At 59.7% G+C, this 26374-nt stretch carries 24 protein-coding genes; 10 read left to right on the plus strand and 14 right to left on the minus strand.

What is annotated here, in order from left to right; genetic code table 11:
- Positions 1–139: 139 nt before the first annotated feature.
- The 9 genes from msrQ to mrcB form a co-directional block, all read right to left on the minus strand.
- Positions 140–760 (minus strand): protein-methionine-sulfoxide reductase heme-binding subunit MsrQ, encoded by a 621-nt coding sequence (gene msrQ / locus HX869_RS09335; RefSeq protein WP_177021513.1) that lies wholly within the window; start codon positions 758–760, stop codon positions 140–142.
- On the minus strand, positions 760–1773 hold the full coding sequence (gene msrP, locus HX869_RS09340) for a protein-methionine-sulfoxide reductase catalytic subunit MsrP (protein ID WP_003212121.1): 1014 nt from the start codon (positions 1771–1773) through the stop codon (positions 760–762). The genes msrQ and msrP overlap by 1 nt, the downstream gene beginning before the upstream one ends.
- Before the next feature lie 63 nt (positions 1774–1836).
- Positions 1837–2694, minus strand: a complete 858-nt coding sequence (gene pssA / locus HX869_RS09345) for a CDP-diacylglycerol--serine O-phosphatidyltransferase (RefSeq protein WP_003212123.1) — start codon at positions 2692–2694, stop codon at positions 1837–1839.
- Between the two features lie 144 nt (positions 2695–2838).
- Positions 2839–3855 carry a ketol-acid reductoisomerase gene (gene ilvC / locus HX869_RS09350; RefSeq protein ID WP_003212125.1) on the minus strand — a complete coding sequence of 339 codons (1017 nt, stop codon included), beginning with the start codon at positions 3853–3855 and terminating at the stop codon, positions 2839–2841.
- A 50-nt stretch (positions 3856–3905) separates the two neighbouring features.
- Positions 3906–4397, minus strand: coding sequence for an acetolactate synthase small subunit (ilvN, locus tag HX869_RS09355; RefSeq protein WP_003176102.1), 492 nt, complete (start codon positions 4395–4397; stop codon positions 3906–3908).
- A 2-nt stretch (positions 4398–4399) separates the two neighbouring features.
- Positions 4400–6124, minus strand: coding sequence for an acetolactate synthase 3 large subunit (locus HX869_RS09360; protein ID WP_008436892.1), 1725 nt, complete (start codon positions 6122–6124; stop codon positions 4400–4402).
- Between the two features lie 431 nt (positions 6125–6555).
- Positions 6556–6885, minus strand: a complete 330-nt coding sequence (locus tag HX869_RS09365) for a YqcC family protein (RefSeq protein ID WP_003212129.1) — start codon at positions 6883–6885, stop codon at positions 6556–6558.
- On the minus strand, positions 6885–7625 hold the full coding sequence (locus HX869_RS09370; protein WP_177021514.1) for a M48 family metallopeptidase: 741 nt from the start codon (positions 7623–7625) through the stop codon (positions 6885–6887). The genes HX869_RS09365 and HX869_RS09370 overlap by 1 nt, the downstream gene beginning before the upstream one ends.
- Before the next feature lie 16 nt (positions 7626–7641).
- Complete coding sequence (gene mrcB, locus HX869_RS09375) at positions 7642–9966, minus strand: penicillin-binding protein 1B (protein WP_102604517.1); 2325 nt, start codon at positions 9964–9966, stop codon at positions 7642–7644.
- 118 nt (positions 9967–10084) lie between these two features.
- On the opposite strand from mrcB, the gene HX869_RS09380 reads away from it, so the two are divergent.
- From HX869_RS09380 to HX869_RS09390, 3 genes are all read left to right on the plus strand, one after another.
- On the plus strand, positions 10085–11641 hold the full coding sequence (locus HX869_RS09380; RefSeq protein ID WP_003212136.1) for a bifunctional aminoglycoside phosphotransferase/ATP-binding protein: 1557 nt from the start codon (positions 10085–10087) through the stop codon (positions 11639–11641).
- 94 nt (positions 11642–11735) lie between these two features.
- A complete protein-coding gene (locus HX869_RS09385; RefSeq protein WP_003212138.1) occupies positions 11736–12080 on the plus strand; it encodes a pentapeptide repeat-containing protein in 345 nt (114 codons plus the stop codon).
- A 200-nt stretch (positions 12081–12280) separates the two neighbouring features.
- Positions 12281–12553, plus strand: a complete 273-nt coding sequence (locus tag HX869_RS09390; RefSeq protein ID WP_003212140.1) for a TfoX/Sxy family protein — start codon at positions 12281–12283, stop codon at positions 12551–12553.
- A 249-nt stretch (positions 12554–12802) separates the two neighbouring features.
- On the opposite strand, the gene HX869_RS09395 is transcribed toward HX869_RS09390, so the two are convergent.
- The 3 genes from HX869_RS09395 to HX869_RS09405 are packed head-to-tail and all read right to left on the minus strand — an operon-like array spanning position 12803 to position 15482.
- Positions 12803–13570, minus strand: a complete 768-nt coding sequence (locus tag HX869_RS09395) for a heme ABC transporter ATP-binding protein (RefSeq protein WP_134325723.1) — start codon at positions 13568–13570, stop codon at positions 12803–12805.
- Complete coding sequence (locus tag HX869_RS09400) at positions 13570–14607, minus strand: iron ABC transporter permease (protein WP_003212144.1); 1038 nt, start codon at positions 14605–14607, stop codon at positions 13570–13572. Before HX869_RS09400 ends, HX869_RS09395 begins: the two co-directional genes overlap by 1 nt.
- Positions 14604–15482 carry a hemin ABC transporter substrate-binding protein gene (locus tag HX869_RS09405; RefSeq protein ID WP_177040627.1) on the minus strand — a complete coding sequence of 293 codons (879 nt, stop codon included), beginning with the start codon at positions 15480–15482 and terminating at the stop codon, positions 14604–14606. The genes HX869_RS09400 and HX869_RS09405 overlap by 4 nt, the downstream gene beginning before the upstream one ends.
- 207 nt (positions 15483–15689) lie before the next feature.
- On the opposite strand from HX869_RS09405, the gene HX869_RS09410 reads away from it, so the two are divergent.
- Positions 15690–16007, plus strand: a complete 318-nt coding sequence (locus HX869_RS09410) for a Rieske (2Fe-2S) protein (protein WP_003212149.1) — start codon at positions 15690–15692, stop codon at positions 16005–16007.
- Here the strand turns inward: HX869_RS09410 and sfsA are convergent.
- Entirely contained in the window at positions 16004–16717 is a 714-nt protein-coding gene (gene sfsA, locus HX869_RS09415; RefSeq protein WP_178903011.1) for a DNA/RNA nuclease SfsA, read from the minus strand. The genes HX869_RS09410 and sfsA overlap by 4 nt on opposite strands.
- A complete protein-coding gene (locus tag HX869_RS09420) occupies positions 16717–17889 on the minus strand; it encodes a pyridoxal phosphate-dependent aminotransferase (RefSeq protein ID WP_008436881.1) in 1173 nt (390 codons plus the stop codon). Before HX869_RS09420 ends, sfsA begins: the two co-directional genes overlap by 1 nt.
- 321 nt (positions 17890–18210) lie before the next feature.
- Here HX869_RS09420 and dksA point away from each other — a divergent pair, with 321 nt between their 5' ends.
- The 6 genes from dksA to HX869_RS09450 all read left to right on the plus strand — a co-directional run bounded on the left by dksA (position 18211) and on the right by HX869_RS09450 (position 26373).
- Entirely contained in the window at positions 18211–18645 is a 435-nt protein-coding gene (gene dksA / locus HX869_RS09425; protein WP_003212154.1) for an RNA polymerase-binding protein DksA, read from the plus strand.
- 84 nt (positions 18646–18729) lie between these two features.
- Positions 18730–19617 (plus strand): tRNA glutamyl-Q(34) synthetase GluQRS, encoded by an 888-nt coding sequence (gluQRS, locus tag HX869_RS09430; RefSeq protein WP_177037051.1) that lies wholly within the window; start codon positions 18730–18732, stop codon positions 19615–19617.
- Positions 19618–19679: 62 nt separating this feature from the next.
- Positions 19680–19856 carry a hypothetical protein gene (locus HX869_RS09435; RefSeq protein ID WP_003176118.1) on the plus strand — a complete coding sequence of 59 codons (177 nt, stop codon included), beginning with the start codon at positions 19680–19682 and terminating at the stop codon, positions 19854–19856.
- Positions 19840–22794: a sensor histidine kinase gene (locus HX869_RS09440; RefSeq protein WP_023659379.1), complete on the plus strand. Its 2955-nt coding sequence runs from the start codon at positions 19840–19842 to the stop codon at positions 22792–22794. Before HX869_RS09435 ends, HX869_RS09440 begins: the two co-directional genes overlap by 17 nt.
- A 22-nt stretch (positions 22795–22816) precedes the next feature.
- Entirely contained in the window at positions 22817–24256 is a 1440-nt protein-coding gene (locus HX869_RS09445) for a sigma-54 dependent transcriptional regulator (protein WP_003212159.1), read from the plus strand.
- A 710-nt stretch (positions 24257–24966) separates the two neighbouring features.
- Positions 24967–26373, plus strand: coding sequence for a polynucleotide adenylyltransferase PcnB (locus tag HX869_RS09450; RefSeq protein WP_003212161.1), 1407 nt, complete (start codon positions 24967–24969; stop codon positions 26371–26373).
- The last annotated feature ends 1 nt before the right edge of the window (position 26374 follow it).

The following is a 26374-nucleotide window of genomic DNA, read 5'->3' on the forward strand; positions in this document are numbered from 1 at the left end:
CTCCTTCTGGGCTTCGATGACCTGAAGCAACTCGCTGTCGAAACCTACATAACTCTTTGTTTGCCAAGGAGTTTTCCGTTTCGACTGCGCCGGAAGTGGGGCGAATTATAGACTTCCAGAATCTGCCGTCAAGGGTTAATTACGCTTTTGTTGCAGAAGATGGTTTTTTAGCAATAAGACGGGGAATTCGGCGCGTCACCGGTGGTATACGCAGGACCAGAAGCAGCGCCCCTATAGATGCATAGATAGCCCACTCCTTGAGATCTGCCCGCACGATCCACAGCATATGCAGCAAACCAAGCCCGAGAATCACGTAAACCAAACGATGCAGTTTCTTCCAGCGCACACCAAGGCGACGCTGGCTGTATCGGTTGGAGGTGACTGCCAGCACCAATAGAGAAAGGAATCCCAAGGTACCCACAATAATGTAAGGCCGCTTCCGTAGCTCAACCCCCAACTGCGACCAATCCAACCCAAGGATAAACACGCAGTAAGCAGCGAGATGCAAAACCACATAGGCAAAGCACCACAATCCCAGTTGCCGTCGCACGGCGATCCACCCCGCCCAACCACTGAGCTTCTGCAACGGTGTCATACCCAGGGTTATTAACAACAGAATCAAGGTGCCAAGCCCGAGCCGATCCATCAGCACCTTGCCCGGGTCAGGTCCCAGCGCAAAGCTCCAGGCCTCGTACAGCCAGAACAGCGGCCACACCGCCGCTGCTATAAAGACGCCGATGCGCCAGATCGGATAGCGCATCAATAGTTCTTCCGCAGATCGAGGCCCGTATAAAGAGAAGCGACTTCATCGGCGTAGCCGTTGAACATTTGTGTCTCACGCACATTGGGACTGAACAGCCCGCTGGGCAACCGCCGCTCCCGCGCCTGGGTCCAACGCGGATGGTCGACGGTAGGATTCACATTTGCGTAAAACCCATACTCACTCGCGGCAATACTTTGCCAGGTGGTTTTCGGCTGCTCGCTGACCAGGCTGATGCGCACGATCGACTTGACGCTCTTGAATCCGTACTTCCACGGCACCACCAACCGCAACGGCGCGCCGTTCTGGTTCGGCAGCTCCCGCCCATACATGCCCACCGCAAGGATCGCCAGGGGATTCATCGCCTCATCCAATCGCAGCCCTTCTACATAAGGCCAGTCGATCAAGGCGAAGTTGGACCGCTGCCCCGGCATGCTCTTGGGGTCCTGCAGGGTTTCAAAACGAATGTACTTGGCGTTCGAGGTCGGCTCGACGTGCTTGAGCAGTTCCGATATAGGGAACCCTATCCACGGAATGACCATCGACCAGGCCTCTACACAGCGCAGTCGATAGATTCGCTCTTCCAACTGATAGGGCTTCATGAAGTCTTCAAGCGCATAGCGCCCAGGTTTGGCGACCTCACCATCTATCACCACACTCCACGGCTCAGTCTTCAGAGACCCGGCATTGGCTGCAGGGTCACCCTTATCCGTACCGAACTCATAGAAGTTGTTGTAGTGGGTTGCGTCCTTGAAAGGGGTGATGGCCTCGTCCTTGACGGTAATCGCCTGCCATTTGGTACCCGGGAGCTTTTCGGCAAACCAGCCAGGTGCATTGCCCGGCTCGACATCGGCATAACGTGCCGCATCATCCGCACTGGCCCAACGCGGCAGGCTGCTGGCAGCCAGGCCGGCAAGCGCACCACCGAGCAAGCTGCGGCGAGAGAAATAGAGGGATTCAGGCGTGACATCCGATTCTTGGCAATCAGACGCTTTGGGAAACTTGATTAACATGGCAACTCCGCAGCTTTGGAGGACAGATGCACCAATAGACTGCGGAGTATGGGGGAAATTACATTAAGGCAACGTTTTGCGCTGACGAAGATGCAGAAGGTACTGCACCGGGCCGGACGCGGCATACACAAGGAAAGCCAGCAGCAGGATTCGCGGCGGATCACTGAAGACCACGGCAAACACCAGCACCACTGCCAGGATAGCCACAAACGGCACACGCCCTTTGAGATCCAGCTCCTTGAAGCTGTTGTACTTGATATTGCTGACCATCAGCATGCCGGCCGCCGCAACCATCAAGGCCACCAGGAACGACATCTTGGAACCCTGGATACCGTAGTCGCTGAATGCCCAGACAATACCGGCTACCACACCCGCCGCAGCCGGACTGGCCAAGCCAATGAAGTAGCGCTTGTCGGCAGTCCCCACCTGGGTATTAAAGCGCGCCAGACGCAATGCCGCGCCCGCCACATAGATGAAGGCAACCATCCAGCCAACCTTGCCCATATCACCCAGCGCCCAGGCAAATGCGAGCAACGCCGGCGCCACACCGAAGGCAACCATGTCCGACAGCGAGTCATACTCGGCGCCAAAGGCACTCTGGGTGTTGGTCATCCGCGCAACCCGGCCATCCAGGCCATCAAGGACCATGGCGACGAAGATCGCTATCGCGGCAAAACCAAAGTACTTGCTGGCCCCGGCCGCATCGCCGGCCGCCAACGCACTCTGGGCACTCATGGAATTGATGATGGAGTAGAACCCCGCGAACAGGTTCGCAGTGGTGAACAGATTGGGCAGAAGATAGATGCCACGATGCCGGACTTTACGGCCTTCAGCATCGTGCCCTTCTTCGACATGTTCATCGATCGGTAGCAGGCTTTCGGCGTCAGAGGCCTGGTTTGGCTCTTCGGGACGTTCGCTCATGGACTTTACCTTGCAACGGTGTGAAAAATTTCGACAGAAACTTGCGGCGAGTGTTCGCCCGCAAACGATGCAGCTTTATACCAGAACCTGCCCCGCAAACGAAAAAACGCGGCCTAAGCCGCGTTTTCCCTTGATCCGTACGACTTAGTTTTTGGCTTTGTCGACGATCTTGTTGGCACCGATCCACGGCATCATGGAGCGCAGTTGCTCGCCGATGATCTCGATACCGTGAGCGGCGTTGTTACGACGCTTGGCGGTCATCGAAGGGTAGCCGGTTGCACCTTCGCTGATGAACATTTTGGCGTATTCGCCGTCCTGAATACGTTTCAGGGCGTTGCGCATGGCCTGACGGGACTCGGCGTTGATCACTTCCGGGCCAGTCACGTACTCGCCGTATTCGGCGTTGTTGGAGATCGAGTAGTTCATGTTGGCGATACCGCCTTCGTACATGAGGTCAACGATCAGCTTCAGTTCGTGCAGGCATTCGAAGTAGGCCATTTCTGGCGCGTAGCCAGCTTCAACCAGGGTTTCGAAACCGGCCTTGACCAGTTCAACGGTACCGCCACACAGAACGGCTTGTTCGCCGAACAGGTCGGTTTCAGTCTCGTCCTTGAAGGTGGTTTCGATGATGCCGGTACGACCGCCACCCACGCCAGCAGCGTAGGACAGTGCAACGTTCTTGGCGTTGCCCGAGGCGTCCTGGTAGATCGCGATCAGGTCAGGGATACCGCCGCCTTTGACGAACTCGGAGCGCACGGTGTGGCCCGGTGCTTTCGGCGCGATCATGATCACGTCGAGGTCGGCGCGCGGCACAACCTGGTTGTAGTGGATCGCGAAGCCGTGGGAGAAGGCCAGGGTGGCGCCCTTCTTGATGTTCGGCTCGATTTCGTTCTTGTACAGCGCGGACTGGAACTCGTCCGGGGTCAGGATCATGACCAGGTCGGCAGCAGCAACAGCAGAAGCAACGTCAGTCACTTTCAGGCCGTGGGCCTCAGCCTTGGCAACAGTGGCCGAGCCTTTGCGCAGGCCAACGGTCACGTCAACGCCGGAATCTTTCAGGTTGCACGCTTGAGCGTGGCCCTGGGAACCGTAGCCGATGATGGCGACTTTTTTGCCCTGGATGATCGACAGGTCACAATCTTTATCGTAATAAACTTTCATGAGGTTCCTCTATATATCCAGGCCGTTTAAGGCCATTCGCTAAATTTGAGTTAGATGCTGAGTACTTTGTCGCCACGAGCAATCCCGGTGACGCCACTGCGTACAGTTTCCAGAATCGAGGCCGTCCCGATCGACTGGATGAAGCTGTCCAGCTTGTCGCTTGTACCGGTCAGTTGAACGGTATAAACGCTGGCGCTCACATCGACGATCTGCCCGCGATAAATGTCGGTAGTGCGCTTGATCTCGGCCCGTTGTGCCCCCGTGGCCTTGACCTTGACCAGCATCAGCTCACGCTCGATGTGGGCACTCTCCGACAAGTCGACCAGCTTGACCACTTCGATCAGCTTGTTGAGGTTCTTGGTGATCTGCTCGATCACCTCATCATGGCCAACGGTGGTCAGCGTCAGACGCGACAAGGTCGGGTCTTCGGTCGGCGCCACCGTCAGGCTTTCGATGTTGTAGTTGCGTTGCGAAAACAGTCCGACCACACGTGACAGAGCGCCCGGTTCGTTCTCCAGAAGCAGGGAGATAATGTGCCGCATGATTAGGTACGCTCCGTCTTGTTCAGCCACATATCGCGCATGGAGCCGTCTTTGATCTGCATCGGGTAGACGTGCTCGCTGGTGTCGACCTGAATATCGAGGAACACCAGGCGGTCCTTCATGGCGAACGCCTCTTCCATCATCGGCTTCAAATCCTTCAGATCGGTGATGCGCATGCCGACATGGCCATAGGCTTCAACCAATTTGACGAAGTCAGGCAGAGACTCCATGTAGGAATGGGAGTGACGGCTGCCGTAGCTCATGTCCTGCCACTGGCGAACCATGCCCAGTACACCGTTGTTCAGGCAGACGATCTTCACCGGCAAGCCATATTGCAGGCAGGTCGACAGTTCCTGGATGTTCATCTGGATACTGCCTTCGCCGGTGACGCACGCAACGTCAGTATCCGGAAAGCTCAGCTTCACACCCATGGCCGCAGGGAAACCAAAGCCCATCGTGCCCAGGCCACCGGAGTTGATCCAGCGGTTAGGCTTGTCGAACTTGTAGTACTGCGCCGCGAACATCTGGTGCTGGCCCACATCGGAGGTCACAAAGGCATCGCCCTTGGTCACTTCGCACAGGGTTTCGATCACGGTCTGTGGCTTGATGACGCTGCCATCACCCTTGTCGTAAGGGAACAGGCCGCGATCACCGCGCCACTCGTCGATCTGCTTCCACCAGCTGGCAACGGAATCCTTGTTCGGGGCTTCGCCGATTTCCTTCAGCGCAGCGACCATTTCGGTCAGCACGCTTTCCACAGGACCAACGATAGGCACGTCGGCCTTGATGGTCTTGGAGATGGATGCCGGGTCGATATCGATGTGGATGATCTTGGCATTCGGGCAGAACTTGCTCGCGCCATTGATCACCCGGTCATCGAACCGCGCACCGACGGCGAGGATCACGTCAGCATGGTGCATGGCCAGGTTGGCGGTGTAGCTGCCGTGCATGCCGAGCATGCCGACGAACTGACGGTCCGAACCCGGGAACGCGCCAAGGCCCATCAAGGTGTTGGTGACTGGCAGGTTGAGCAGCTTGGCCAGTTCGGTCAGCGGTGCAGAACCGCCGCCCAGAATCACCCCACCACCCGAGTAGAGCACTGGACGCTTGGCCGCCAACAGCATTTCTGCCGCCTTGCGGATTTGCCCCGAGTGCCCGCGAACGGCCGGGCTGTAGGAACGCAGCTTGGCTTTCTTCGGGAAGATGTATTCGAATTTTTCCGCCGGGTTGGTCATGTCTTTCGGGATATCGACCACTACAGGACCCGGGCGACCGGACTGTGCGAGGTAGAACGCCTTCTTCATGACTTCCGGGATTTCCGAGGCATGCTTGATCATGAAGCTGTGTTTCACGATCGGCCGGGAAATACCGATCATGTCGGTTTCCTGGAATGCATCGGTACCGACCATGGTGCTCGCCACCTGGCCGGAAATGATCACCATCGGGATGGAGTCCATATAGGCCGTCGCGATGCCGGTAATGGCATTGGTCGCGCCAGGGCCGGAAGTCACCAGTACCACACCGGCTTTACCGGTGGCACGGGCGTAACCGTCAGCCATATGGGTAGCAGCTTGTTCGTGGCGAACCAGGATGTGGGTAACAGCCGGTTCCTTGAACAGTGCGTCGTAGACATGCAGCAGAGCACCACCTGGGTACCCGTAGATATAGTCGACGCCTTCGTCACGCAAAAAGCGGACGAGCATCTCACCGCCAGATAAAAGCTCCACGTTGTTCACCTCTAAAACGCCAGAATACCGTCCGTTAAAAACCGACGGGTCTTAATAGGTTTACTTCTCAGCAGAGCATGAGCGACGGTGGTCGCCGACTACGTCAGCACTGACTGAGCAAGTATTGGGAGCGTCCCAAGTGTTGCGGGATTTTCCCACCCAGCGCGAGGTAACGCGTTGCGGGTGTAACAGGTCGGCGCGGGTATGCGCCTCATGATCTGCTGAGTGGGTCTGCTTCTGGCAGTCCCTCTACAGCGGACTTTGGATTCTTCTGTTTCAGCCCCTCCAAGTCAAGCAATAATTGCGCTTTTTTCCAACTAAGCGCATGAGAACGTAGAAGAAAGGGGCTTGAGGAGGGATAAAACTCGCCTGAATGGCGCAAAGCGGTAGAAATATGCGCAAGACTGCCGGAAAAACCGGCAGCCAGGCAATTAACGAGCGTCGACGATCAGTTGATCGAACTTTTTCAGCGCAGTCCGCAGGCCAAGGCTCTCAAGTGGCCGATCGGCGTAAACCATCTCGGCCATCTCCAGAATTCCAGACGCATTGGGCAATGGCAGGTCCTGTTCGAGGATTTGCTTCATCCGTGTCAGGAAAATCCATTGCAGCCACTGGTGAAAGTCCAGTGTGTCGACGGAAAACGGCTCAACACTGCTCAAGGCTTCAGCACTGGGGGACACTTCGTCCCACCAGCCCTGCAAGCGCAGTTCGCGCTCGATCAACAACAACTGTTCGGCAATCGCCGGAAAGCGTGCATCCATCAGAGGCTTACCTTGGCTTTTTGCCGAGCCTGAGCGGCGCCGGCAGCATCGCCTTGCTTCTCGCGGGCATCACCGATCAAGTTCCACAGGCTGGCCTGCAGGTCTGGACGGCCATTGGCCAGGGTCAGGCCGCGACGGGCAAATTGTTCAGCTTGCGGGGCATCGCCCTGGGCCATGCGAACCTGAGCCAGGCGGTATAGCACTTGCGGTTCACGCGGTGCCACGCGCTGGGCGCGCTCAAGGCTCGACGATGCGCCGTTCAGATCGCCGCCCGACTGCTGCTGTTGGGCAGTGGTGAGCAACGCCAGCACCGGGCCATCCAACTGCTCATCGGCTGACAGGCCGCCGGCACTGCTGGCGGAAGGAATTCCACTCGGCGTCGACGGCATGTTGTAGGTGCCCTGGTTGATCGGTGCCGTTTGAATCGGCGTGGCGTCGATCGGGCCCGATGTACTTGGGCCTGGGGTCCACGGCTGAGTACTGATCGGAGCCGAGGTGGCAGCGCCGCCACCCGGGATCATCACCACTACACCAGAGTCCTGAGGCACGGCTTGCGCCTGGGGCCGGGCCTGGGCAGGGCGGTTGGTAACGGTTTGGCGGAAGCCGCCGTTGGCCGAGATCCGGTCGTTGTTGGACACCGTTGTACTGGAGTCCACCACCGGAATAGAGCCCCGCTCCACGCTGGCGCAACCACCGAGCAATGCCAAAACTGTAATAGCTGGAATCAACAACTTGTTCACGTGAAACCCTCTTTGCTTAATTCATCCAGCCCTTGACCCAATCCATCACCGATTCAGCACTGGCGGGCGCACTGGCTCCGCACGCTGCACCGGGTGGTGGCTCGCTGCCGCGAATATACGGCATCTGCACCGCGCCCGGACAGTTGGCATCGGAACCCTGGCCGGTGTGCGGATCGATCCAGGCCTGGACGATATTGTCCGGCTGCGGCATGTTCAGCGGCAGTGGATCGGCCTTTTTCATGAAACTGGTCCATACCTGCAACGCGCCGGTGGCACCGGTAAACGGCGTCTTGCCGTTGTCATCACGCCCCAGCCAAACCACTGCCAGCAGGTCCTGGCTGAAACCTGCGAACCAGCTGTCCCGCGAATCGTTACTGGTACCGCTCTTGCCAGCCAGTGTCAGGTTGGCCGGCAGCACGTTGTAGGCCGAGCGCCCGGTACCTTCGCGCATCACGCGCTGCATGGCGTTCTGGATCAGGTAGATCGAGGCCGGGTCAAAGCGTTGCTGAATCTGGAACGGATAGCGCTTGAGCGGTTCGCCTTCGGCCGTCAACACGCTCCGGATCCCACGCATCGGCGTATTGAAACCACCGTTGGCCAGGGTCTGGTACATGGTCGCCACTTCCATCGGACTCATCGCGCCCGCACCCAACAGCATCGATGGGAACGCCGGGAACTCACGAGTGATGCCCAACCGGCCGAGCGTCTTGAGCACGTTCGGCACGCCCAGTTCAAGGCCGAGGCGGGAAGTCGAGATGTTGTAGGAATGCGCCAAGCCCTGGTACAGGAAAATCGTACCGTGGGAGCGACGATCAAAGTTATGCGGCGTCCACATCTGGCCATCAGCCCCTTTGACCGACAGCGGGTCATCGGACAGCCAACTGGTCAGCGTGTACTTGCTCGGTTTTTCCAGCGCGGTCAGGTACACCGCCGGCTTGACCAGCGAGCCAATCGGCCGCACCGCGTCCAGCGCCCGGTTGAACCCGGCAAAGCTGGCCTGGCGACTGCCGATCATGGCCTGGACTTCGCCGGTTTCCGGGTTGGTCACCACCATCGCAGCCTCGACGTCGTCAGAGCCTTTACGACCTGTCAGGCGTTTGAAGGTGTCATTGACCGACGCTTCGGCCTTCATCTGCAGGATCGGGTCGAAACTGGTGAAGATCCGCAGGCCTTCTTCGGTCAAGTCTTCGTCGCGGTAGTCTTCACGCAGTTGGCGTTTGACCAGGTCGATAAAGCCCGGGAAGGAGCTGTCGGCGAGCTTGCCGCGGGTGGTTACACCCAGTGGCATTTTCTTCGCGGCGGCCACTTGTTCAGGGGTGGCGACACCTTGCTGCTCAAGTACATCCAGCACCAGGTTACGGCGCTCCAGCGCCCGCTCCGGGTTGCGACGCGGGTTGTAGTAGGACGGCCCCTTGACCATGCCCACCAGCAGCGCCACCTGGTGCAACTTCAGCTCGGACAACGGCTGGCCGAAGAAGAACTGGCTGGCCAGACCAAAACCGTGGACGGCACGCTGACCATCCTGGCCAACGAATACTTCATTGAGGTACGCCTCAAGAATTTCCTGCTTGCTGTAGTGCAGCTCCAGCAGCATCGCCATCATGGCTTCGGTCAGCTTGCGGGTCAGGCTGCGCTCGTTGGTCAGGTAGAAGTTCTTGACCAATTGCTGTGTCAGCGTACTGCCGCCCTGGGTCATCTTGCCGCCGGAGGTGTTGACCCAGATGGCGCGCGCGATGGACTTCGGTGATACGCCCCAGTGGCTGTAGAAATCCCGGTCTTCGACGGCGATCAGGGTATCCAGCAGGTAAGGCGGCACCTGATCGATCTTGATCAGGATGCGGTCTTCCAGGTTTTTCGGATAAATCCCACCGATCATTAAGGGTTCCAGGCGCACCACCGGCAACTTCGAGCCGTTGAGCGAGGACAGTTCGGCTACGTAGTCGCCAGAGAAACGCACGCGCACCGGCTGGGGTTTTTCCAGGCCTTCATAGAACTGGAAGCCGCGGGTGTTCAGGTCAACCGTGTTGCCGCTGACGGCAGCGGCGCCGGGGCCATTGCTCACGGGTTCGCGGCGATAGCCCAGGGCATCGAGCTCGGTGAGGAAGTCATCCTTGCTCAGCTTCTGGCCGCTGAACAGTTCCAGCGGGCGCGCGTAGACCTTGGCCGGAATGGTCCAGCGCTTGCCGGAGAACTTCTCCTGGACCACGGCATCGAGGTAAACCGCGAAGCCGGCGATCACGACAAGCCCTACCAGGCTGAGCTTAAGCGCCCAGCCCAGCCAAGGGCGCAGGCCGCGGGAAGGAGGTTTTTTACGGGAACGGGGAGATCGGGTACGAGTCATGGCGGCGGATTATACGCACTTTATTGATGACCAACATGAGCCGGACAGCGGTTTGCACGACCGCCTGTAGGAGCCATAATGCCCGCCATGAATTTTCCCAGACTCTGAAGGATCGCCCGTGAGCCAGTCCCTGATTGCTGCCCTGCAAAACCCGGCCCTGTTTCCCCATCCGGTGGATCAGTTCCAAGTCATCGAGACCCATATTTCCTGGGTCCTGCTCACTGGGCCCTATGCTTACAAGATGAAGAAGCCGGTGAATTTCGGCTTCCTCGATTTCACCACCCTGCAAGCCCGCGGACACTTCTGCAATGAAGAGCTGCGCCTCAACCAGCGCCTGACCGATGATTTGTATCTTGAAGTGTTGCCGATCACCGGTAGCGCCGAGGCACCGCAGTTGGGCGGCGACGGTCCGGTGGTCGACTACATGCTGAAAATGCGCCAGTTCCCGCAAAGCCAACTGCTCAGCACTCTGCAGGCCAACGGCGAACTGACCAGCGCGCACATCGACGAAATGGCCAGGCAGATCGCGCATTTTCACCTGAATGCCCCGAAAGTGCCGGCCACTAACTCTGCTGGCACGCCGCACGATGTCATGGCACCGGTGCTGCAGAACTTCGAGCAGATCCGTCCGTTCCTCAGCGACAAGGCCGACCTGGCACAACTGGACGCCTTGCAGGCCTGGGCCGAAAGCAGTTTCGAGCGCCTCAAGCCACTGTTCGAACAACGCAAGCTCAATGGCTTCACCCGTGAATGCCACGGTGATATCCACCTGGGCAACGCCACGATGATTGATGGCCACGTGGTGATCTTCGACTGCATCGAGTTCAACGAGCCGTTCCGCTTCACCGACGTGTATGCCGACACCGGCTTCCTGGCGATGGACCTGGAAGACCGCGGCCTCAAGAGCCTGGCACGACGCTTCATCAGCCAATACCTGGAGCTGACCGGCGACTATCAAGGCCTGGAAGTACTGAACTTCTATAAAGCCTACCGCGCTCTGGTACGCGCGAAGATCGCGCTGTTCAGCATGCCTTCCGAGGCGGACGCGGTGCAGCGCGCTACCACCCTGCGCCAGTACCGCAACTACGCCAACCTGGCAGAAAGCTACAGCACCATCCCGTCGCGCTTCCTGGCCATCACCCATGGGGTATCGGCCGTTGGCAAAAGCCATGTATCCATGCGCCTCGTAGAAGCATTGGGGGCGATTCGCCTGCGTTCGGACGTAGAGCGCAAGCGCCTGTTCGGCGAGCAGAAGGTCGAGAACACGCCGCAGGCCGGGATCTACGCCGCAGACGCCAGCGCCGCGACCTACGCGCGCCTGAACGAAATCGCCGACACCGTACTGCGCGCCGGTTTCCCGGTGGTATTGGACGCGACCTTCCTCAAGCGAGAACAACGCGACGCGGCGGCCAAGATCGCCGAGGCCACCGGCGCGCCATTCCTGATCCTTGACTGCAATGCGCCACAGGCGGTAATCGCCGCTTGGCTGGCACAACGTCAGGCAGACAAGAACGACCCCTCCGACGCCACCCTGGCCATCATCGAAGAACAGCAGGCCACCCGTGACCCGCTCAGCGCCGAGGAGTTGCTGCTCAGCAAGCGCGTGGAGACCAATGAAAGCGGGACCCTGGACGCATTGGTGGCACATATTCGCCAGCGTCTGCCGGGGCTGTAAGAAATATTTCTTGGTCGTGCAGCCTTCCGGGGCTCACGGCCGAGAAATAGTGGCACTATAATGGCGCCATAATTCCAACACGGGAGTCGCCATTGTGAGCCAGCCGAAGCTACTTGATACCCCGCTGTACGCGCTTCTGCATAAAGATGATATCCGCGGCTTCAACCAGGAGCGTCCGAAAGACGGCACCATCGATATGCGCGGTGGCGACTTTCGCGGCCTGGACCTGCGCGACCTGAATGCCGATGGCGTGGATTTCACCGACGCTTATTTCCGCTCCGCCGACTTGCGCGGCCTGGATTTGCGTGACTGCCCACTGGAAGGGGCGAGCCTGGCGCATGCCCAGATCTCCGGCACTTATTTCCCCCCTGAGTTAAGCGCCGATGAGATCCTGATGTCCGTCAATTTCGGCACACGCCTGCGCTACCGCACTCGCTAAGCCGCTGCATCGGCTCCCGGCTACGCACAGGGCGTACCGGGGGCTTCACCCTTTCCTACGCTAAAACCCCCGCCTGCCTTAGAAGCTTTTAGGTCGTTGCCGACCAAAGAACTACGCTTTTCCTACTGAGCGCTACACTCCTTTCAGGCTTGCCTGGTCACGATACCCACCGAACCATTCGGCCGTCGCAAGGAGGCTTGATGAATGATGAGCTGCAACACCTGAAAAACCTTGGCAAGACGTCGGCGCAATGGCTGCATGCGGTGGGCATCCACAGTGCGTCCGACCTACGCCGCCTGGGGGCAGTCGACGCGTACCGTGCCGTACGCACCCGCGGTTTCAGGGCATCCAAAGTGTTGTTGTATGCCATTGAAGGCGCGCTGATGGATGTGCACTGGAATGACATTCCCGTTGAACGCAAGGAAGCTTTAAATCGTCAGCTGGACGCTCTGACGGCACGCCAAAAGAATTGAGATGCCAACTTGCACCCGCGTTTACGGGGATTCCAAACAGAAGTTTGAGGAAATTCGAAGAGACCGCAAAAACAAATGTTGACTCTCAAATGAGAATCGTTATGATTATCACAACTGGTCGCGAGATCAGCCGATAACTGAAAGACCATTGGTTCGGACTCTCAGATTATCTCCTCATCAGGCTAATCACGGTTATTTGACCCGGCTCTTGCCGGGTCTTTTTTTGCCCATAAAAAACTGCGGCGATTTTCAGCGGGCAATGATCAACGGATGGCCGCGCTCCGGATGCGGCTGCACCAACACATCCAGCCCGAATACCGCCTTCAGCGGCTCAGGCCGCAACACCTGTGCCGGTGTGTCCAACGCATGGGGCCGGCCATCCTCCAGCAACAGGATGCGATCACAGTAGCGCGCCGCCAGGTTCAGGTCGTGAAGGATCACCAGCACCGCCGCGCCACGGTCGGCAAAGCGGCGGATCGCCTGCAAGGTGGTGTGCTGGTGCAGCGGGTCAAGCATTGACGTCGGCTCATCCAGCAACAAGGTCTGCCCCGCTTCACCCGGCCATAGCTGCGCCAGCACCCGTGCGAGGTGCACACGCTGCCGCTCGCCGCCCGACAACGCCAGATAGCTGCGCCCGCTCAAATGGCTAACGTCGGCAGCCTGCAAGGCAGCATTGATGATTTCATCGTCACGCACCCGGCCCGTCTGATGAGGCAAGCGCCCCATGCCCACCACCTCTTCGACGCGAAAGGCAAAGTCCAGGGTCGAGGTCTGCGGCAACACCGCCAGCCGCTGGGCACGCTGCGCTCCGCCCCAGTCTTTCAACTCACGCTGATCCAGCCACACACGGCCTTGGTCGGGCTGCAACTCGCCGCATAACGCACCGAGCAATGTACTTTTTCCCGCACCGTTGGGGCCCAATACGCCGAGCACTTCTCCTGGCAACAGGTCCAGGGTGATGTCCGCCAGCACAGTTTTGCGCCCACGGCAGATCTGCAGGTCTTCTACTCGCAGCATCAGGCGCGCCCTCGTAACAACAGGTAGAGGAAAAACGGCGCACCGATAAACGCGGTAACAATGCCGATCGGTAATTCCGCCGGCGCCAAGGCCAGGCGCGCCACCAGATCGGCAAACAACAGCAAACTCGCCCCCGCCAGCACCGAGGCTGGCAGCAGCACCCGATGATCCGGCCCCGCCAGCAGGCGTACCAGATGCGGCACCACCAGCCCGACAAAGCCGATCATCCCCGCAGCCGCCACGGCCGCGCCCACGCCCAGCGCGGTGCAGAACACCAGTTCGCGCTTGAGGCCTTCAACATCAATGCCCAAGTGACTGGCTTCCGACTCACCCAGCAGGAGTGCATTCAGCGCCTTGGCCCGGCGTGGCAGCCACAGTGCTACGCCGGCGCTGACCAGCAGCAGCGGCCATAAGCGCGAGTAGCTGGCGCCATTCAGGCTGCCCAGGTTCCAGAACGTCAGGGTGCGCAAGGTAGCGTCATCTGCCAGGTAGGTGAACAGGCCCACCGCCGAACTGGCGAGCGCCGTCAGGGCGATACCCGCCAGCAACATGGTCGCGACGTTGGTTTGGCCGTTGCGCCGCCCCAGGCGATAGACCAGCGCTGTTACCCCCAAACCGCCGAGGAAGGCACACAACGACAGCAGATAAGGCCCGAGGGCATCCGGCAAACCACCAAAAAACGAACCACCGACAATCGCAATCGCCGCGCCCAACGCTGCACCGCTGGAAACCCCGACCAACCCGGGATCAGCCAATGGATTGCGAAACAGCCCCTGCATTGCAACGCCGGAAAGTGCCAGAACCCCACCAACGGCCAAGCCCAGCAACGTACGCGGCAGGCGAATCTGCCCGAGGATCAACTCCGCCTGCTCCAGGCCTTGGGCCTCGATTGGCACACCCATCAAGCGTAAGGCTGCCCGCAGTGTGTCCATTAACGGCAAACTCACCGGTCCAAGGGCCAATGACAACCAGATCGCCAATACACACAGCAGACTCAAGCCGATAAAAAGGGTTCGCGGTTTAACCAGAGTGGTCATGGGGCGGTATTAGCCTGAGACGGATAGAACCCGGCAGACAGCCTCACCAGGCTTTGCGGCAAGCGTGGCCCAAGCCCACCCACCAGCAGCGTCGGGTCCAGTTCATAGACGCGTCCATTCTTGGCCGCTGGCGTCGAAGCCAGGATCGGGTTTTCCTTGAACAACGCGGCGCGGGCCGCATCCCCGGTCAAAGCGCGATCGGCAAACACCAGCACCTCAGGATTGAGCCCCGCCAGCGACTCTACGGAAAACGGCTTGTAACCATCGTGGGTCGCCAGGTTATGGCCGCCGGCCTGCTGCAACATCCAGTCAGCCGCCGTGTCTTTGCCCGCAATCAGCGGTTTGCCGCCGGCATGTCCCAGCAGCAACAGCACTCCAGGCGCCTTTTGAGTGGCCTGGGCCTTGGCCACCCAGTTCTTTTGGTGGTCAAGTTGTTGCTGATAGTCACTGAACAGTTCTGCAGCCTTCGCTTCGTTACCCAGCAGCTTGCCCAAATGCTGAAGGTTGCCCTGCAGCGTCGGCAGATCCGGCTCGGCTGAAAACAGCTCCACTTTCACACCGGCATTGCGGATTTGCGCCAACACCGGTGGCGGCCCCATTTCCTCGGTGCCCACCAGGATTTGCGGGCGCAGGCTCAGAATGCCTTCCGCCGACAACTGACGCTGGTAACCAATGCTCGGCAACGCCTTGAGGGATTCCGGATGCTGGCTGGTGGTATCCACGCCCACCAGCTTTGACTCACCGCCCAGGGCCGTCACCCATTCCGACAACGCACCACCGGCGCTGACCCAGCGTTGTGGCAGTTCAGAGGCCTGGGCCCCAGCGTTGACCAGCAGTCCGACAACGAGCGCGATAGCACTGGCACTCAGGCGCATAAAAGGGTTTCCTTCCAAGGGGTGAGCCCGCTGAAACACTCGCAATGTGACAGATCAAGGCTGCCGGACATCGTACAGAGCGCCCAGTCAGCTTACGGGCGAAGCCGGCATTTGATAATTGTTTGCATTTGCACGTCAAGCACCGGGCTCTGCGGCAAAAATCAGGATAGCCTTGCAGCCCGCAAACGGCGGCACTTAAGGATCGATATGAAGTTTCTCTGCGCCTCCAGCGAACTCGCACCCAACGCCAGCCTCGGTTTCGATATCGACGGCCGCAAGCTGTTTGCCGTGCGCCGCGAAGGCATTGCCTACTTCTATATCAACCGCTGCCCACATCGCGGGGTGCCGCTGGAATGGCAGCCGCACCAGTTTCTCGACCCCAGCGCCAGCCTGATCCAGTGCGCCACCCATGGCGCGCTGTTCCTGATCGAAAGCGGTGAGTGCGTCGCCGGCCCTTGCGCCGGCCAGAGCCTGACAGCCCTGCCCGGCCGCGAGGACGAACAAGGCCTGTGGGTACAACTCTAGTCGCCGAGCAATACTTCCAGCCGGCGATCGACGCAGATTTCCTCTGACGTCACTCGCACGCCATAGGCCAGCACCTCGACGCCCGCCGCCTTGGCCTCACGCAACGCTGCCGCATAACCGGCATCAATTTCTTCGGCAGGACGCACCGCATCGATCCCCGAGAGGTTGACGCAGTACAACTGCACTGCCCGTACACCTTCACGCGCCAGATGCGCCAGCTCACGCAGATGCTTGGCACCGCGCTGGGTCACGGCATCGGGAAACGCCGCCGTCGAGGTCCCGTCAAACCCGAGGGTGACGCTTTTGACTTCGACATACGCCGCGCCCGCCAGGTAGTCCAGGCGGAAATCGATCCGGCTGTTTTCCTGGCCGTAGGCGACTTCGCGTTTCAAGGCAGTAAAGCCATTGAGCTCGGTGATAACCCCCGCGCGCAGCGCTTCTTCAATCAACTGATTGGCCCGCGCCGTGTTCACACACGCCAGGCGCCCTTGTGGGGTTTCGCTGATTTCCCAGGTGCCTGGCAGCTTGCGCTTGGGGTCATTGGAGCGGCTGAACCAGACCTGGCCACCTTCCACCATGCAGTTGAACATCGAGCCGGTGTTCGGGCAGTGAATGGTCAACAACTCGCCGGTAACGGTTTCGATATCGGCGAGAAAACGCTTGTAGCGGCGGATCAGCCGGCCTTCTTCAAGGGGAGGATTAAAGCGCATCAGCCTTGCCAACTCCGCAGTCCGCGGGCAATCCGTTCAACGGCTTGCTGTAGGCGATCAAGGTTTTGCGTGTAGGCAAAACGCACATGGTGACCGGCTTGATAACGGCCGAAATCCAGGCCCGGCGTGAACGCAACGTGCTCGGTTTCGAGGAAGTGCCGGCAGAACGCGAAGGCATCGCCGCCGAATGCGCTGATATCGGCATACAGGTAGAACGCGCCTTCCGGCTCCACGGCAATACCGAAACCCAACTCGCGCAATGCTGGCAGCAGGAAGTCGCGACGCCGGCCAAACTCGGCCCGGCGATCTTCAAGAATGTTCAATGTTTGCGGGGTGAAGCAGGCCAGGGCCGCATGCTGGGCCATGCTCGGCGCGCTGATGTAGAGATTCTGCGCCAGTTTCTCCAGCTCACCCACCGCAGCAGGCGGCGCCACCAGCCAGCCCAGGCGCCAGCCGGTCATTCCGAAATACTTCGAAAAACTATTTAGAACGAAGGCTTCATCGTCAACTTCCAGCACGCTGGCGGCATCGGTGCCGTAGGTCAGGCCGTGGTAGATCTCATCCACCACCAAATGCCCATTGCGCGCCTTGATGGCGCTCGACAACCCCGCCAACTCGTCCCGCGTCAGGATGGTGCCGGTAGGGTTGGCAGGCGACGCGACCAACGCGCCCACGCTGTCCTGATCCCAATGGCGCGCCACCAGGTCGGCGGTCAGTTGATAACGCACCTCGGGGCCGACCGGGACCAGTTGGGCCGCGCCCTCCACCAGCCGCAGGAAGTGGCGGTTGCAGGGGTAGCCTGGGTCTGCCAGCAGCCAGTGCTTGCCAGGATCCACCAGCAGGCTGCTCGCCAGCAACAAGGCTCCCGAGCCGCCGGGAGTAATCAGAATTCGCTCGGGATCGATGCTCAACCCGTAGCGCTGCTGGTAGAAACCGCTGATGGCTTGCCGCAACTCCGGCAGCCCGCGGGCCGCGGTATAGCGGGTCTTGCCATTGGCCAGCGCCGCCTGCCCGGCCTTGATGATGGGCTCGGCGGTGGTGAAGTCCGGCTCGCCGATTTCCAGGTGAATCACGTCGTGACCGGCGGCCTGCAATTCATTGGCCCGCGCCAGCAACGCCATGACATGGAAAGGTTCGATAGCGCGGCTGCGCGCACTGTAGGGCTGAGCCATTAGCCTTCCTTAACTCTGAGGACAAACCCCGATTCTACCCAACCCGCCGCGCAAAACCTGCTCTATTGCCCCAAGACATGTAGCAAGCACGGCAAGCAACTACCTGCAAAACAGCTAAAATCAACATTCGAGACCGTACAAGCCCGCCCTGCTGGGGCCTGCGGCGGTTTGCAAGCCTCAGGAGACGGTGCCTCGACAACCGGGAGTGGCGCACCCCGAATCTATCTGGTAAGTTCGCCCGCTTGCAGCCGCAGGGCCGGCAGGTGTCGGTGATGTTGCAATCCTGCGCAATGGATTAGAAGAGTGAGAGGCGGTCCATTCATGCCCACCCAAGCAAAGCAACAGAGCATCAGCGGCTTCCAACCCTACGTCGAGGCGAAGGGTGAGGAATACATGGGCAAGCCCATGCGCGAACACTTCTCCAAGATCCTGAAGCAGTGGAAACAGGACTTGATGCAAGAGGTTGACCGTACCGTTGACCATATGAAGGACGAAGCGGCCAACTTCCCGGACCCGGCAGACCGTGCCAGCCAGGAAGAAGAGTTCGCCCTTGAACTGCGCGCCCGTGATCGCGAGCGCAAGCTGATCAAGAAGATCGACAAGACCCTGCAACTCATCGAAGACGAAGAGTACGGCTGGTGCGAGTCCTGCGGCGTCGAGATCGGTATTCGCCGCCTGGAAGCGCGTCCTACCGCCGACCTGTGCGTGGACTGCAAGACCTTGGCTGAAATCAAGGAAAAACAGGTCGGCAAGTAATCATTGCCGGGCTGAACAAATGGGGCGTGCGAACGCCCCATTTTTGTTTCTGGCGTTTGCTGGTTTTCCAGTAATATCCGGCCCATGACAGCCTCCTCCTATATCGGGCGTTTCGCCCCCACGCCCAGCGGACACCTGCACTTCGGTTCCCTGGTCGCCGCCCTCGCCTCCTACCTCGACGCCCGTGCCAACCAAGGCCGCTGGCTGATGCGCATGGAAGACCTCGATCCGCCACGGGAAGAGCCCGGCGCCCAGGCCGCCATCCTGAATGCCCTGGAACGCTATGGTTTTGAATGGGACGGGGAGTTGGTCCGACAAAGCGAGCGGCACGATGCCTACGCTGACGTGCTCAACCGCCTGTTCAATCACGGCCTGGCCTACGCCTGCACCTGTTCGCGCAAACAACTGGAACCCTACAACGGGATTTATCCCGGCCTGTGCCGCAATGCCGGGCATGACCAGCAAGATGCTGCCATTCGTCTGCGGGTGCCGGAGTTGGAGTACCACTTTACCGACCGTGTACAAGGCGAATTCCGACAGCATCTGGGTCGCGACGTAGGCGACTTCATCATCCGCCGTCGCGACGGCCTGTATGCCTACCAACTGGCGGTAGTCCTCGATGATGCCTGGCAAGGTGTGACCGACATCGTGCGTGGCGCCGACCTGCTCGACTCCACGCCACGCCAACTGTATCTGCAAGAATTGCTGGGCCTGCGCCAACCGCGTTACCTGCATGTGCCGTTGATCATCCAGCCGGACGGTAACAAGCTGGGCAAATCCTACCGCTCACCGCCCTTGACCACTGACCAGGCCACGCCTTTGCTGTTAAGAGCACTGCGCGCCCTGGGCCAGCCGGCGGGCGACGAACTGCACCACGCCAGCCCACGGGAACTGCTGGATTGGGGCATTCAACACTGGGATGCCACACAGATCCCGCGCACACTCACGCTGGCCGAAGCGCAATTGCGCTGAAGGCGCTTGCAGCTTGCGAGCCATCCGTTACCATCGCCGCAGTTTTTCAATCAGAGGCCAACATGTACATCTATCGATTGGTCCTGCTGCTGGTCGTCGGGATCTACCTGTTTTCTCCCGCCATCATGGATTGGTGGATCGACGCCACAGGCGCCTGGTACCGGCCCTATCTGCTTTGGCTGATTCTGATCGTCGTGACTTTCATCCTGCAGAGCCAAAAAGATGCCGATGAGCTTTAGCCTGACCGAGATGCTGCTGATCAGCGCCGCCTACCTGGCCGCGTTGTTCGGGGTAGCCTGGATCAGTGAACGTGGGATGATTCCGCGGGCGATCATTCGCCATCCGTTGACCTACACCTTGTCGTTGGGCGTGTACGCGAGTGCCTGGGCGTTTTATGGCACCGTGGGCCTGGCCTATCAGTATGGATACGGCTTTCTTTCGAGTTATCTCGGGGTGTCCGGCGCGTTCTTGCTGGCGCCGGTGCTGTTGTATCCGATCCTGAAAATCACCCGCACCTATCAGTTGTCGTCCCTGGCCGACCTGTTTGCGTTCCGTTTTCGCAGTACCTGGGCCGGTGCGCTGACCACGATTTTCATGCTGATCGGCGTGCTGCCGTTGCTGGCATTGCAGATCCAGGCCGTGGCCGACTCCATCAGCATCCTCACCCGCGAGCCGGTGCAACACCGCGTGGCATTGAGCTTCTGCGCGCTGATCACTCTGTTCACGATTTTCTTCGGCTCACGGCATATCGCCACCCGTGAGAAACATGAAGGACTGGTGTTTGCGATCGCGTTTGAATCGGTGATCAAGCTGATCGCCATCGGCGGTGTCGGTCTGTATGCGTTGTATGGCGTATTCGACGGCCCGCAACAGCTGGAACTGTGGCTGCTGCAAAACCAGACCGCCCTGGCCGCACTGCACACGCCGTTGCAGGAAGGCCCATGGCGCACGCTGCTTTTGGTGTTCTTCGCCTCGGCGATTGTGATGCCGCACATGTACCACATGACCTTCACCGAAAACCTCAACCCGCGCTCGCTGGTCAGCGCCAGCTGGGGCTTGCCGCTGTTCCTGCTGTTGATGAGCCTGGCGGTGCCGCTGATCCTGTGGGCCGGCCTGAAACTTGGCGCCACCACCAATCCCGAATACTTCACGCTGGGCGTGGGTATTGCCGCCAACAGCAAATCCCTCGCATTGCTGGCCTATGTCGGCGGATTATCGGCCTCCAGCGGGCTGATCATCGTCAGTACCCTGGCGCTGTCGGGGATGGCGCTGAATCACCTGGTGCTGCCGCTCTACCAGCCGCCGGCCGAAGGCAATATCTACCGCTGGCTGAAATGGACCCGCCGGGCCCTGATCGTCGCGATCATCATGGCCGGCTATGGCTTCTACCTGTTGCTGGGTGCAGAACAGGACCTGGCCAACCTGGGCATCGTTGCCTTCGTTGCCACCTTGCAGTTCCTGCCGGGCGTGCTGTCGGTGCTGTACTGGCCGACCGCCAACCGCCGAGGCTTTATCGCCGGTTTGCTCGCCGGGATCCTGGTATGGACCGTGACCATGCTGCTGCCGCTGGTGGGCAACCTGCAGGGCTTCTACATCCCGCTGCTGAACATGATCTACGTGCTGGATGACACCAGTTGGCACATGGCGGCAATTGCCTCGCTGGCGGCCAACGTGCTGATGTTCACCCTGATCTCGCTGTTCACCAACGCCAGCCCCGAAGAAACCAGCGCCGCCGAAGCCTGCGCAGTGGACAACGTCCGTCGCCCGCAACGCCGCGAACTGCACGCCGCCTCACCCCAGGAATTCGCCACGCAACTGGCCAAGCCGCTGGGCGCCAAGGCCGCACAAAAGGAGGTCGAGCAGGCCCTGCGCGATCTCTACTTGCCGTTCGACGAGCGCCGGCCTTATGCCCTGCGCCGCCTGCGGGACCGTATCGAAGCCAACCTTTCCGGCCTGATGGGCCCGAGCGTGTCCCAGGACATGGTCGAGACCTTCCTGCCCTACAAGGCCGGCGGCGAAAACTACGTGACCGAAGACATCCACTTCATCGAGAGCCGGCTGGAGGATTACCACTCCCGCCTCACCGGCCTTGCCGCCGAACTCGACGCCCTGCGCCGCTATCACCGCCAGACGTTGCAGGAACTGCCGATGGGCGTCTGCTCCCTGGCCAAGGATCAAGAGATCCTGATGTGGAACAAGGCCATGGAAGAGCTTACCGGCATCGCCGCCCAACGTGTGGTGGGCTCGCGCCTGAACACCATTGGCGACCCGTGGAAAGAATTGCTCCAGGGCTTCATCAACCTGCCCGACGAACACTTGCACAAACAGCACCTGGCGCTGGATGGCCAGACCCGCTGGCTCAACCTGCACAAGGCCGCCATCGACGAGCCACTGGCGCCCGGCAACAGCGGCCTGGTGCTGCTGGTGGAAGACCTGACCGAAACCCAGATGCTCGAAGACAAGCTGGTGCACTCCGAGCGCCTGGCCAGCATCGGGCGCCTGGCCGCGGGTGTGGCCCATGAAATCGGCAATCCGATCACCGGTATCGCCTGCCTCGCGCAAAACCTGCGGGAAGAGCGCGAAGAAGACGGCGAAATCATCGAAATCAGCGGGCAGATTCTCGAGCAGACCAAGCGTGTCTCGCGCATCGTGCAGTCGCTGATGAGCTTTGCCCACGCGGGCGCCCATCAGAATCACGACGAAGCGGTGTGCCTGGCCGAAGTGGCCCAGGATGCCATTGGGCTGCTGGCATTGAACCGGCGCAATTTCGAAGTACAGTTCTTCAACCTGTGCGACCCGGAACACTGGGTCGACGGTGATTCACAACGCCTGGCCCAAGTGCTGATCAACCTGCTGTCCAACGCCCGCGACGCATCGCCGGCCGGCAGCGCAGTACGGGTCAAGAGCGAGGCTTTCGAGCACACGGTCGATCTGATCGTCGAGGACGAAGGCAGCGGCATTCCACAGAACATCATGGATCGATTGTTCGAACCCTTCTTCACCACCAAGGATCCGGGTGAAGGTACCGGTCTGGGCCTTGCACTGGTCTATTCCATCGTTGAAGAGCATTATGGACAAATCACCATCGACAGCCCGGCTGACACCGAAAGCCAACGCGGCACCCGTATTCGGGTGACCTTGCCGCGTCATGTCGAAGCGACGTCCGCTGTGAACTGAGACCGTCGAGAGAGTTGAATCAATGCCGCACATTTTGATCGTCGAAGACGAAACCATTATCCGCTCTGCCTTGCGTCGCCTGCTTGAACGTAATCAGTACCAGGTCAGCGAAGCCGGCTCGGTGCAGGAAGCCCAAGAGCGTTTCAGCATTCCCACGTTCGACCTGATCGTCAGTGACCTGCGTTTGCCAGGCGCCCCCGGCACCGAGCTGATCAAGCTCGGCCAAGGCACTCCGGTGCTGATCATGACCAGCTACGCCAGCCTGCGCTCGGCCGTGGACTCCATGAAGATGGGCGCGGTGGACTACATCGCCAAGCCCTTCGACCACGACGAAATGCTCCAGGCCGTAGCGCGCATCCTGCGTGACCGTCAATCGGCCAGCAGCGCACCGGCTGAACGCCCGGCAGCGGGCAAGGCCGCCAATGGTTCTGAAAAACCCGGTATTGACAACAGTAACGGCGAAATCGGCATCATCGGCTCCTGCCCACCCATGCAGGACCTGTACAGCAAGATCCGCAAAGTGGCGCCAACCGACTCCAATGTACTGATCCAGGGCGAGTCCGGTACCGGTAAAGAACTGGTGGCCCGTGCCCTGCACAACCTGTCCAAGCGCGCCAAGGCACCGATGATCTCGGTAAACTGCGCCGCGATCCCCGAATCCCTGATCGAATCCGAATTGTTCGGCCATGAAAAAGGCGCCTTTACCGGCGCCAGCGCTGGCCGTGCGGGTTTGGTTGAGGCCGCCGACGGCGGCACGCTGTTCCTCGACGAGATTGGCGAACTGCCGCTGGAAGCCCAGGCACGCTTGCTGCGGGTACTCCAGGAAGGCGAAATACGTCGCGTCGGTTCGGTACAGTCGCAAAAGGTCGACGTACGACTGATTGCGGCCACTCACCGTGACCTGAAGAGCCTGGCCAAGATTGGCCAGTTCCGTGAAGACCTTTATTACCGCCTGCACGTGATAGCTCTCAAACTGCCGGCCCTGCGTGAGCGCGGCGCCGACGTCAACGAAATCGCCACGGCCTTCCTGGCGCGCCAGAGTGCGCGCATCAACCGTACCGACCTGAAGTTTGCTGCGGATGCCGAGCAGGCGATTCGTCACTACTCCTGGCCGGGTAACGTGCGGGAGCTGGAAAACGCGGTAGAGCGTGCGGTGATTCTGTCGGAGAGCCCGGAAATTTCCGCCGAGCTGCTGGGGATCGATATCGAGCTCAGCGACCTGGATGATGATGACTTCATCGGTTTGCCACCGCAGCAAGGTGGCGGCAGTAACAACAGCCACGAGCCGACAGAAGATTTGTCACTGGAAGATTACTTCCAGCATTTCGTGCTGGAGCACCAGGACCACATGACCGAGACCGAACTGGCGCGCAAACTGGGCGTCAGCCGTAAATGCCTGTGGGAACGGCGCCAGCGCTTGGGTATCCCGCGGCGCAAGACCGGGGTTGCCAGCGAAAGCTGAGTGGGTCGCCCCCACAGGTAACACCCGCAGATGTGAAAAAACTGTTACCGCTGATTTTTCACGTAACAAAAGCCGGGGCTTACGGTAACGAAGCCCCGGCTTTTTTTCGCCTACAAAAAACCCGAAAACGCCCCAAACCCTTATTTTGCTGGGCCTCGCAAAAGTTGGCACGCACCCTGCTATATGCTTAGTACAAAAACAATAACAAGCAAATGTACAAGACAATAAAAATAAGACGAATCGACTCACGCATAACAAAAACAACACGGCGGAGGCGCAGCTAACTGATTCTTTTGGAGAGGCGTTGCATTTGGGGCTTGCCCCGCAACCAGGCCGAGAACAACAAAAACTGCCCTAAGGCAGAGCCTGAACTGGTTGGATCGTAGATCAGCAACACAGCGACCAAAGCAATCCGTTTGCTCTTGGCTCCCGATTGGGAGTGTCATGAAGGTGAAGCTTCATGGCGAGGGCGATCAACAAAAACAAGAAGCCCGAAACCAATAATAAAAATAGAGCACGCAACTACTTCTGGGGGAGCTTCGGCTCCCCTTGTAGTTTCCGCGATTTGGCACCTGCCACCCTTCTTTTAAGCTTCTGGCTCAAGCCTTGCAGCTAGTTCCTACACCATCCCCTGACTAAATGCTAGAATCCCGGCCCATCATGCGGTCATTCTTCGTTATGGCCGAACATTCCTTCAAACAGTGCATCCCATGCTGAAGAAGTTGTTCCAGTCATTCCGTTCTCCCTTGCGTCGTACGCAACACAAACGCAGCACGCCTGAAGTGCTCAATAGCAGCCAGCATTCGCTGCAACGCGCCCAGTTCAGCCGTTATGCGGTGAACATCGTCGAACGTTTGCAGAACGCCGGCTACCAGGCCTACCTGGTTGGCGGTTGCGTGCGCGACATGTTGCTCAATATCACTCCCAAGGATTTCGACGTCGCCACCAGCGCCACGCCGGAACAAGTGCGTGCCGAATTCCGCAATGCGCGGATCATCGGCCGGCGCTTCAAGTTGGTGCACATCCACTTTGGTCGCGAGATCATCGAGGTCGCGACCTTCCGCGCCAACCATCCGCAAAACGATGAAGAAGAAGACACTAACCAGTCTTCCCGCAATGAAAGCGGGCGCATCCTGCGGGACAACGTCTATGGCACCCTGGAAGAAGACGCGCAACGCCGCGACTTCACCATCAACGCCTTGTATTACGACCCGGTCAGCGAGCGCATCCTCGATTACGCCAATGGCGTACACGACATCCGCAACAACTTGCTGCGCCTGATCGGCGACCCGACGCAACGCTACCAGGAAGACCCGGTGCGCATGCTGCGGGCCGTGCGTTTCGCCGCCAAGCTGAACTTCGGCATCGAGAAGCACACGGCCGCGCCGATTCGCGACCTGGCGCCGATGCTGCGGGAAATCCCCTCGGCACGCCTGTTCGAAGAGGTGCTCAAGCTGTTCCTCTCCGGCTATGCTGCCGACACCTTCGAAATGCTGGTTGACCTGCAGTTGTTCGACCCACTGTTCCCGGCCAGCGCCGAAGCACTGGAGTACAACCCGACCTACACCCACACGCTGATCAGCGAAGCCTTGATCAACACCGACCTGCGCATCAAGCAGAACAAACCGGTAACCCCGGCGTTCCTGTTTGCCGCCCTGTTGTGGCCAGCGCTTCCAAAACGCGTCATGCGCTTGCAAGACCGTGGCATGCCGGCAATTCCGGCCATGCAGGAAGCCGCTCACGAGCTGATCGCCGAGCAATGCCAGCGCATCGCTATCCCGAAACGCTTCACCATGCCGATCCGCGAGATCTGGGACATGCAGGAGCGCCTGCCACGCCGCAGCGGCAAACGCGCCGACCTGCTGCTGGACAACCCGCGCTTCCGTGCCGGCTATGACTTCCTGCTGCTGCGCGAAAGCGCCGGCGAGCAGACCGACGGCCTGGGCGAATGGTGGACCGACTACCAGGACGCCAACGACAGCCAGCGCCGCGAGATGATCAAAGAGCTCAGCAGCAAAGGCGAAGCCACCGGCGATGGCCCGAAAAAACGTCGTCGCAGCAGTGGCAGCAAGCGCAAACGCAGCGCTGGCGATTCATCGAGCGCGTCGGGCGAGTAAG

Origin of the sequence: Pseudomonas sp. P7779 (assembly GCF_013386315.1) — a bacterium.
Lineage (GTDB): Bacteria > Pseudomonadota > Gammaproteobacteria > Pseudomonadales > Pseudomonadaceae > Aquipseudomonas.

Excerpts from the sequence above, each read along its gene's own strand:
- HX869_RS09435 (WP_003176118.1), top strand. The coding sequence starts at position 19,680 with ATGTACATCTATCGATTGGTCCTGCTGCTGGTCGTCGGGATCTACCTG.
- HX869_RS09410 (WP_003212149.1), top strand. The coding sequence starts at position 15,690 with ATGAAGTTTCTCTGCGCCTCCAGCGAACTCGCACCCAACGCCAGCCTC.
- mrcB (WP_102604517.1), bottom strand. The coding sequence starts at position 9,966 with ATGACTCGTACCCGATCTCCCCGTTCCCGTAAAAAACCTCCTTCCCGC.
- sfsA (WP_178903011.1), bottom strand. The coding sequence starts at position 16,717 with ATGCGCTTTAATCCTCCCCTTGAAGAAGGCCGGCTGATCCGCCGCTAC.
- msrQ (WP_177021513.1), bottom strand. The coding sequence starts at position 760 with ATGCGCTATCCGATCTGGCGCATCGGCGTCTTTATAGCAGCGGCGGTG.
- HX869_RS09400 (WP_003212144.1), bottom strand. The coding sequence starts at position 14,607 with ATGACCACTCTGGTTAAACCGCGAACCCTTTTTATCGGCTTGAGTCTG.
- ilvN (WP_003176102.1), bottom strand. The coding sequence starts at position 4,397 with ATGCGGCACATTATCTCCCTGCTTCTGGAGAACGAACCGGGCGCTCTG.
- pssA (WP_003212123.1), bottom strand. The coding sequence starts at position 2,694 with ATGAGCGAACGTCCCGAAGAGCCAAACCAGGCCTCTGACGCCGAAAGC.
- HX869_RS09390 (WP_003212140.1), top strand. The coding sequence starts at position 12,281 with ATGAATGATGAGCTGCAACACCTGAAAAACCTTGGCAAGACGTCGGCG.
- HX869_RS09420 (WP_008436881.1), bottom strand. The coding sequence starts at position 17,889 with ATGGCTCAGCCCTACAGTGCGCGCAGCCGCGCTATCGAACCTTTCCAT.
- msrP (WP_003212121.1), bottom strand. The coding sequence starts at position 1,773 with ATGTTAATCAAGTTTCCCAAAGCGTCTGATTGCCAAGAATCGGATGTC.
- dksA (WP_003212154.1), top strand. The coding sequence starts at position 18,211 with ATGCCCACCCAAGCAAAGCAACAGAGCATCAGCGGCTTCCAACCCTAC.
- HX869_RS09405 (WP_177040627.1), bottom strand. The coding sequence starts at position 15,482 with ATGCGCCTGAGTGCCAGTGCTATCGCGCTCGTTGTCGGACTGCTGGTC.
- HX869_RS09395 (WP_134325723.1), bottom strand. The coding sequence starts at position 13,570 with ATGCTGCGAGTAGAAGACCTGCAGATCTGCCGTGGGCGCAAAACTGTG.
- HX869_RS09450 (WP_003212161.1), top strand. The coding sequence starts at position 24,967 with ATGCTGAAGAAGTTGTTCCAGTCATTCCGTTCTCCCTTGCGTCGTACG.
- HX869_RS09365 (WP_003212129.1), bottom strand. The coding sequence starts at position 6,885 with ATGGATGCACGCTTTCCGGCGATTGCCGAACAGTTGTTGTTGATCGAG.
- gluQRS (WP_177037051.1), top strand. The coding sequence starts at position 18,730 with ATGACAGCCTCCTCCTATATCGGGCGTTTCGCCCCCACGCCCAGCGGA.
- ilvC (WP_003212125.1), bottom strand. The coding sequence starts at position 3,855 with ATGAAAGTTTATTACGATAAAGATTGTGACCTGTCGATCATCCAGGGC.
- HX869_RS09440 (WP_023659379.1), top strand. The coding sequence starts at position 19,840 with ATGCCGATGAGCTTTAGCCTGACCGAGATGCTGCTGATCAGCGCCGCC.
- HX869_RS09445 (WP_003212159.1), top strand. The coding sequence starts at position 22,817 with ATGCCGCACATTTTGATCGTCGAAGACGAAACCATTATCCGCTCTGCC.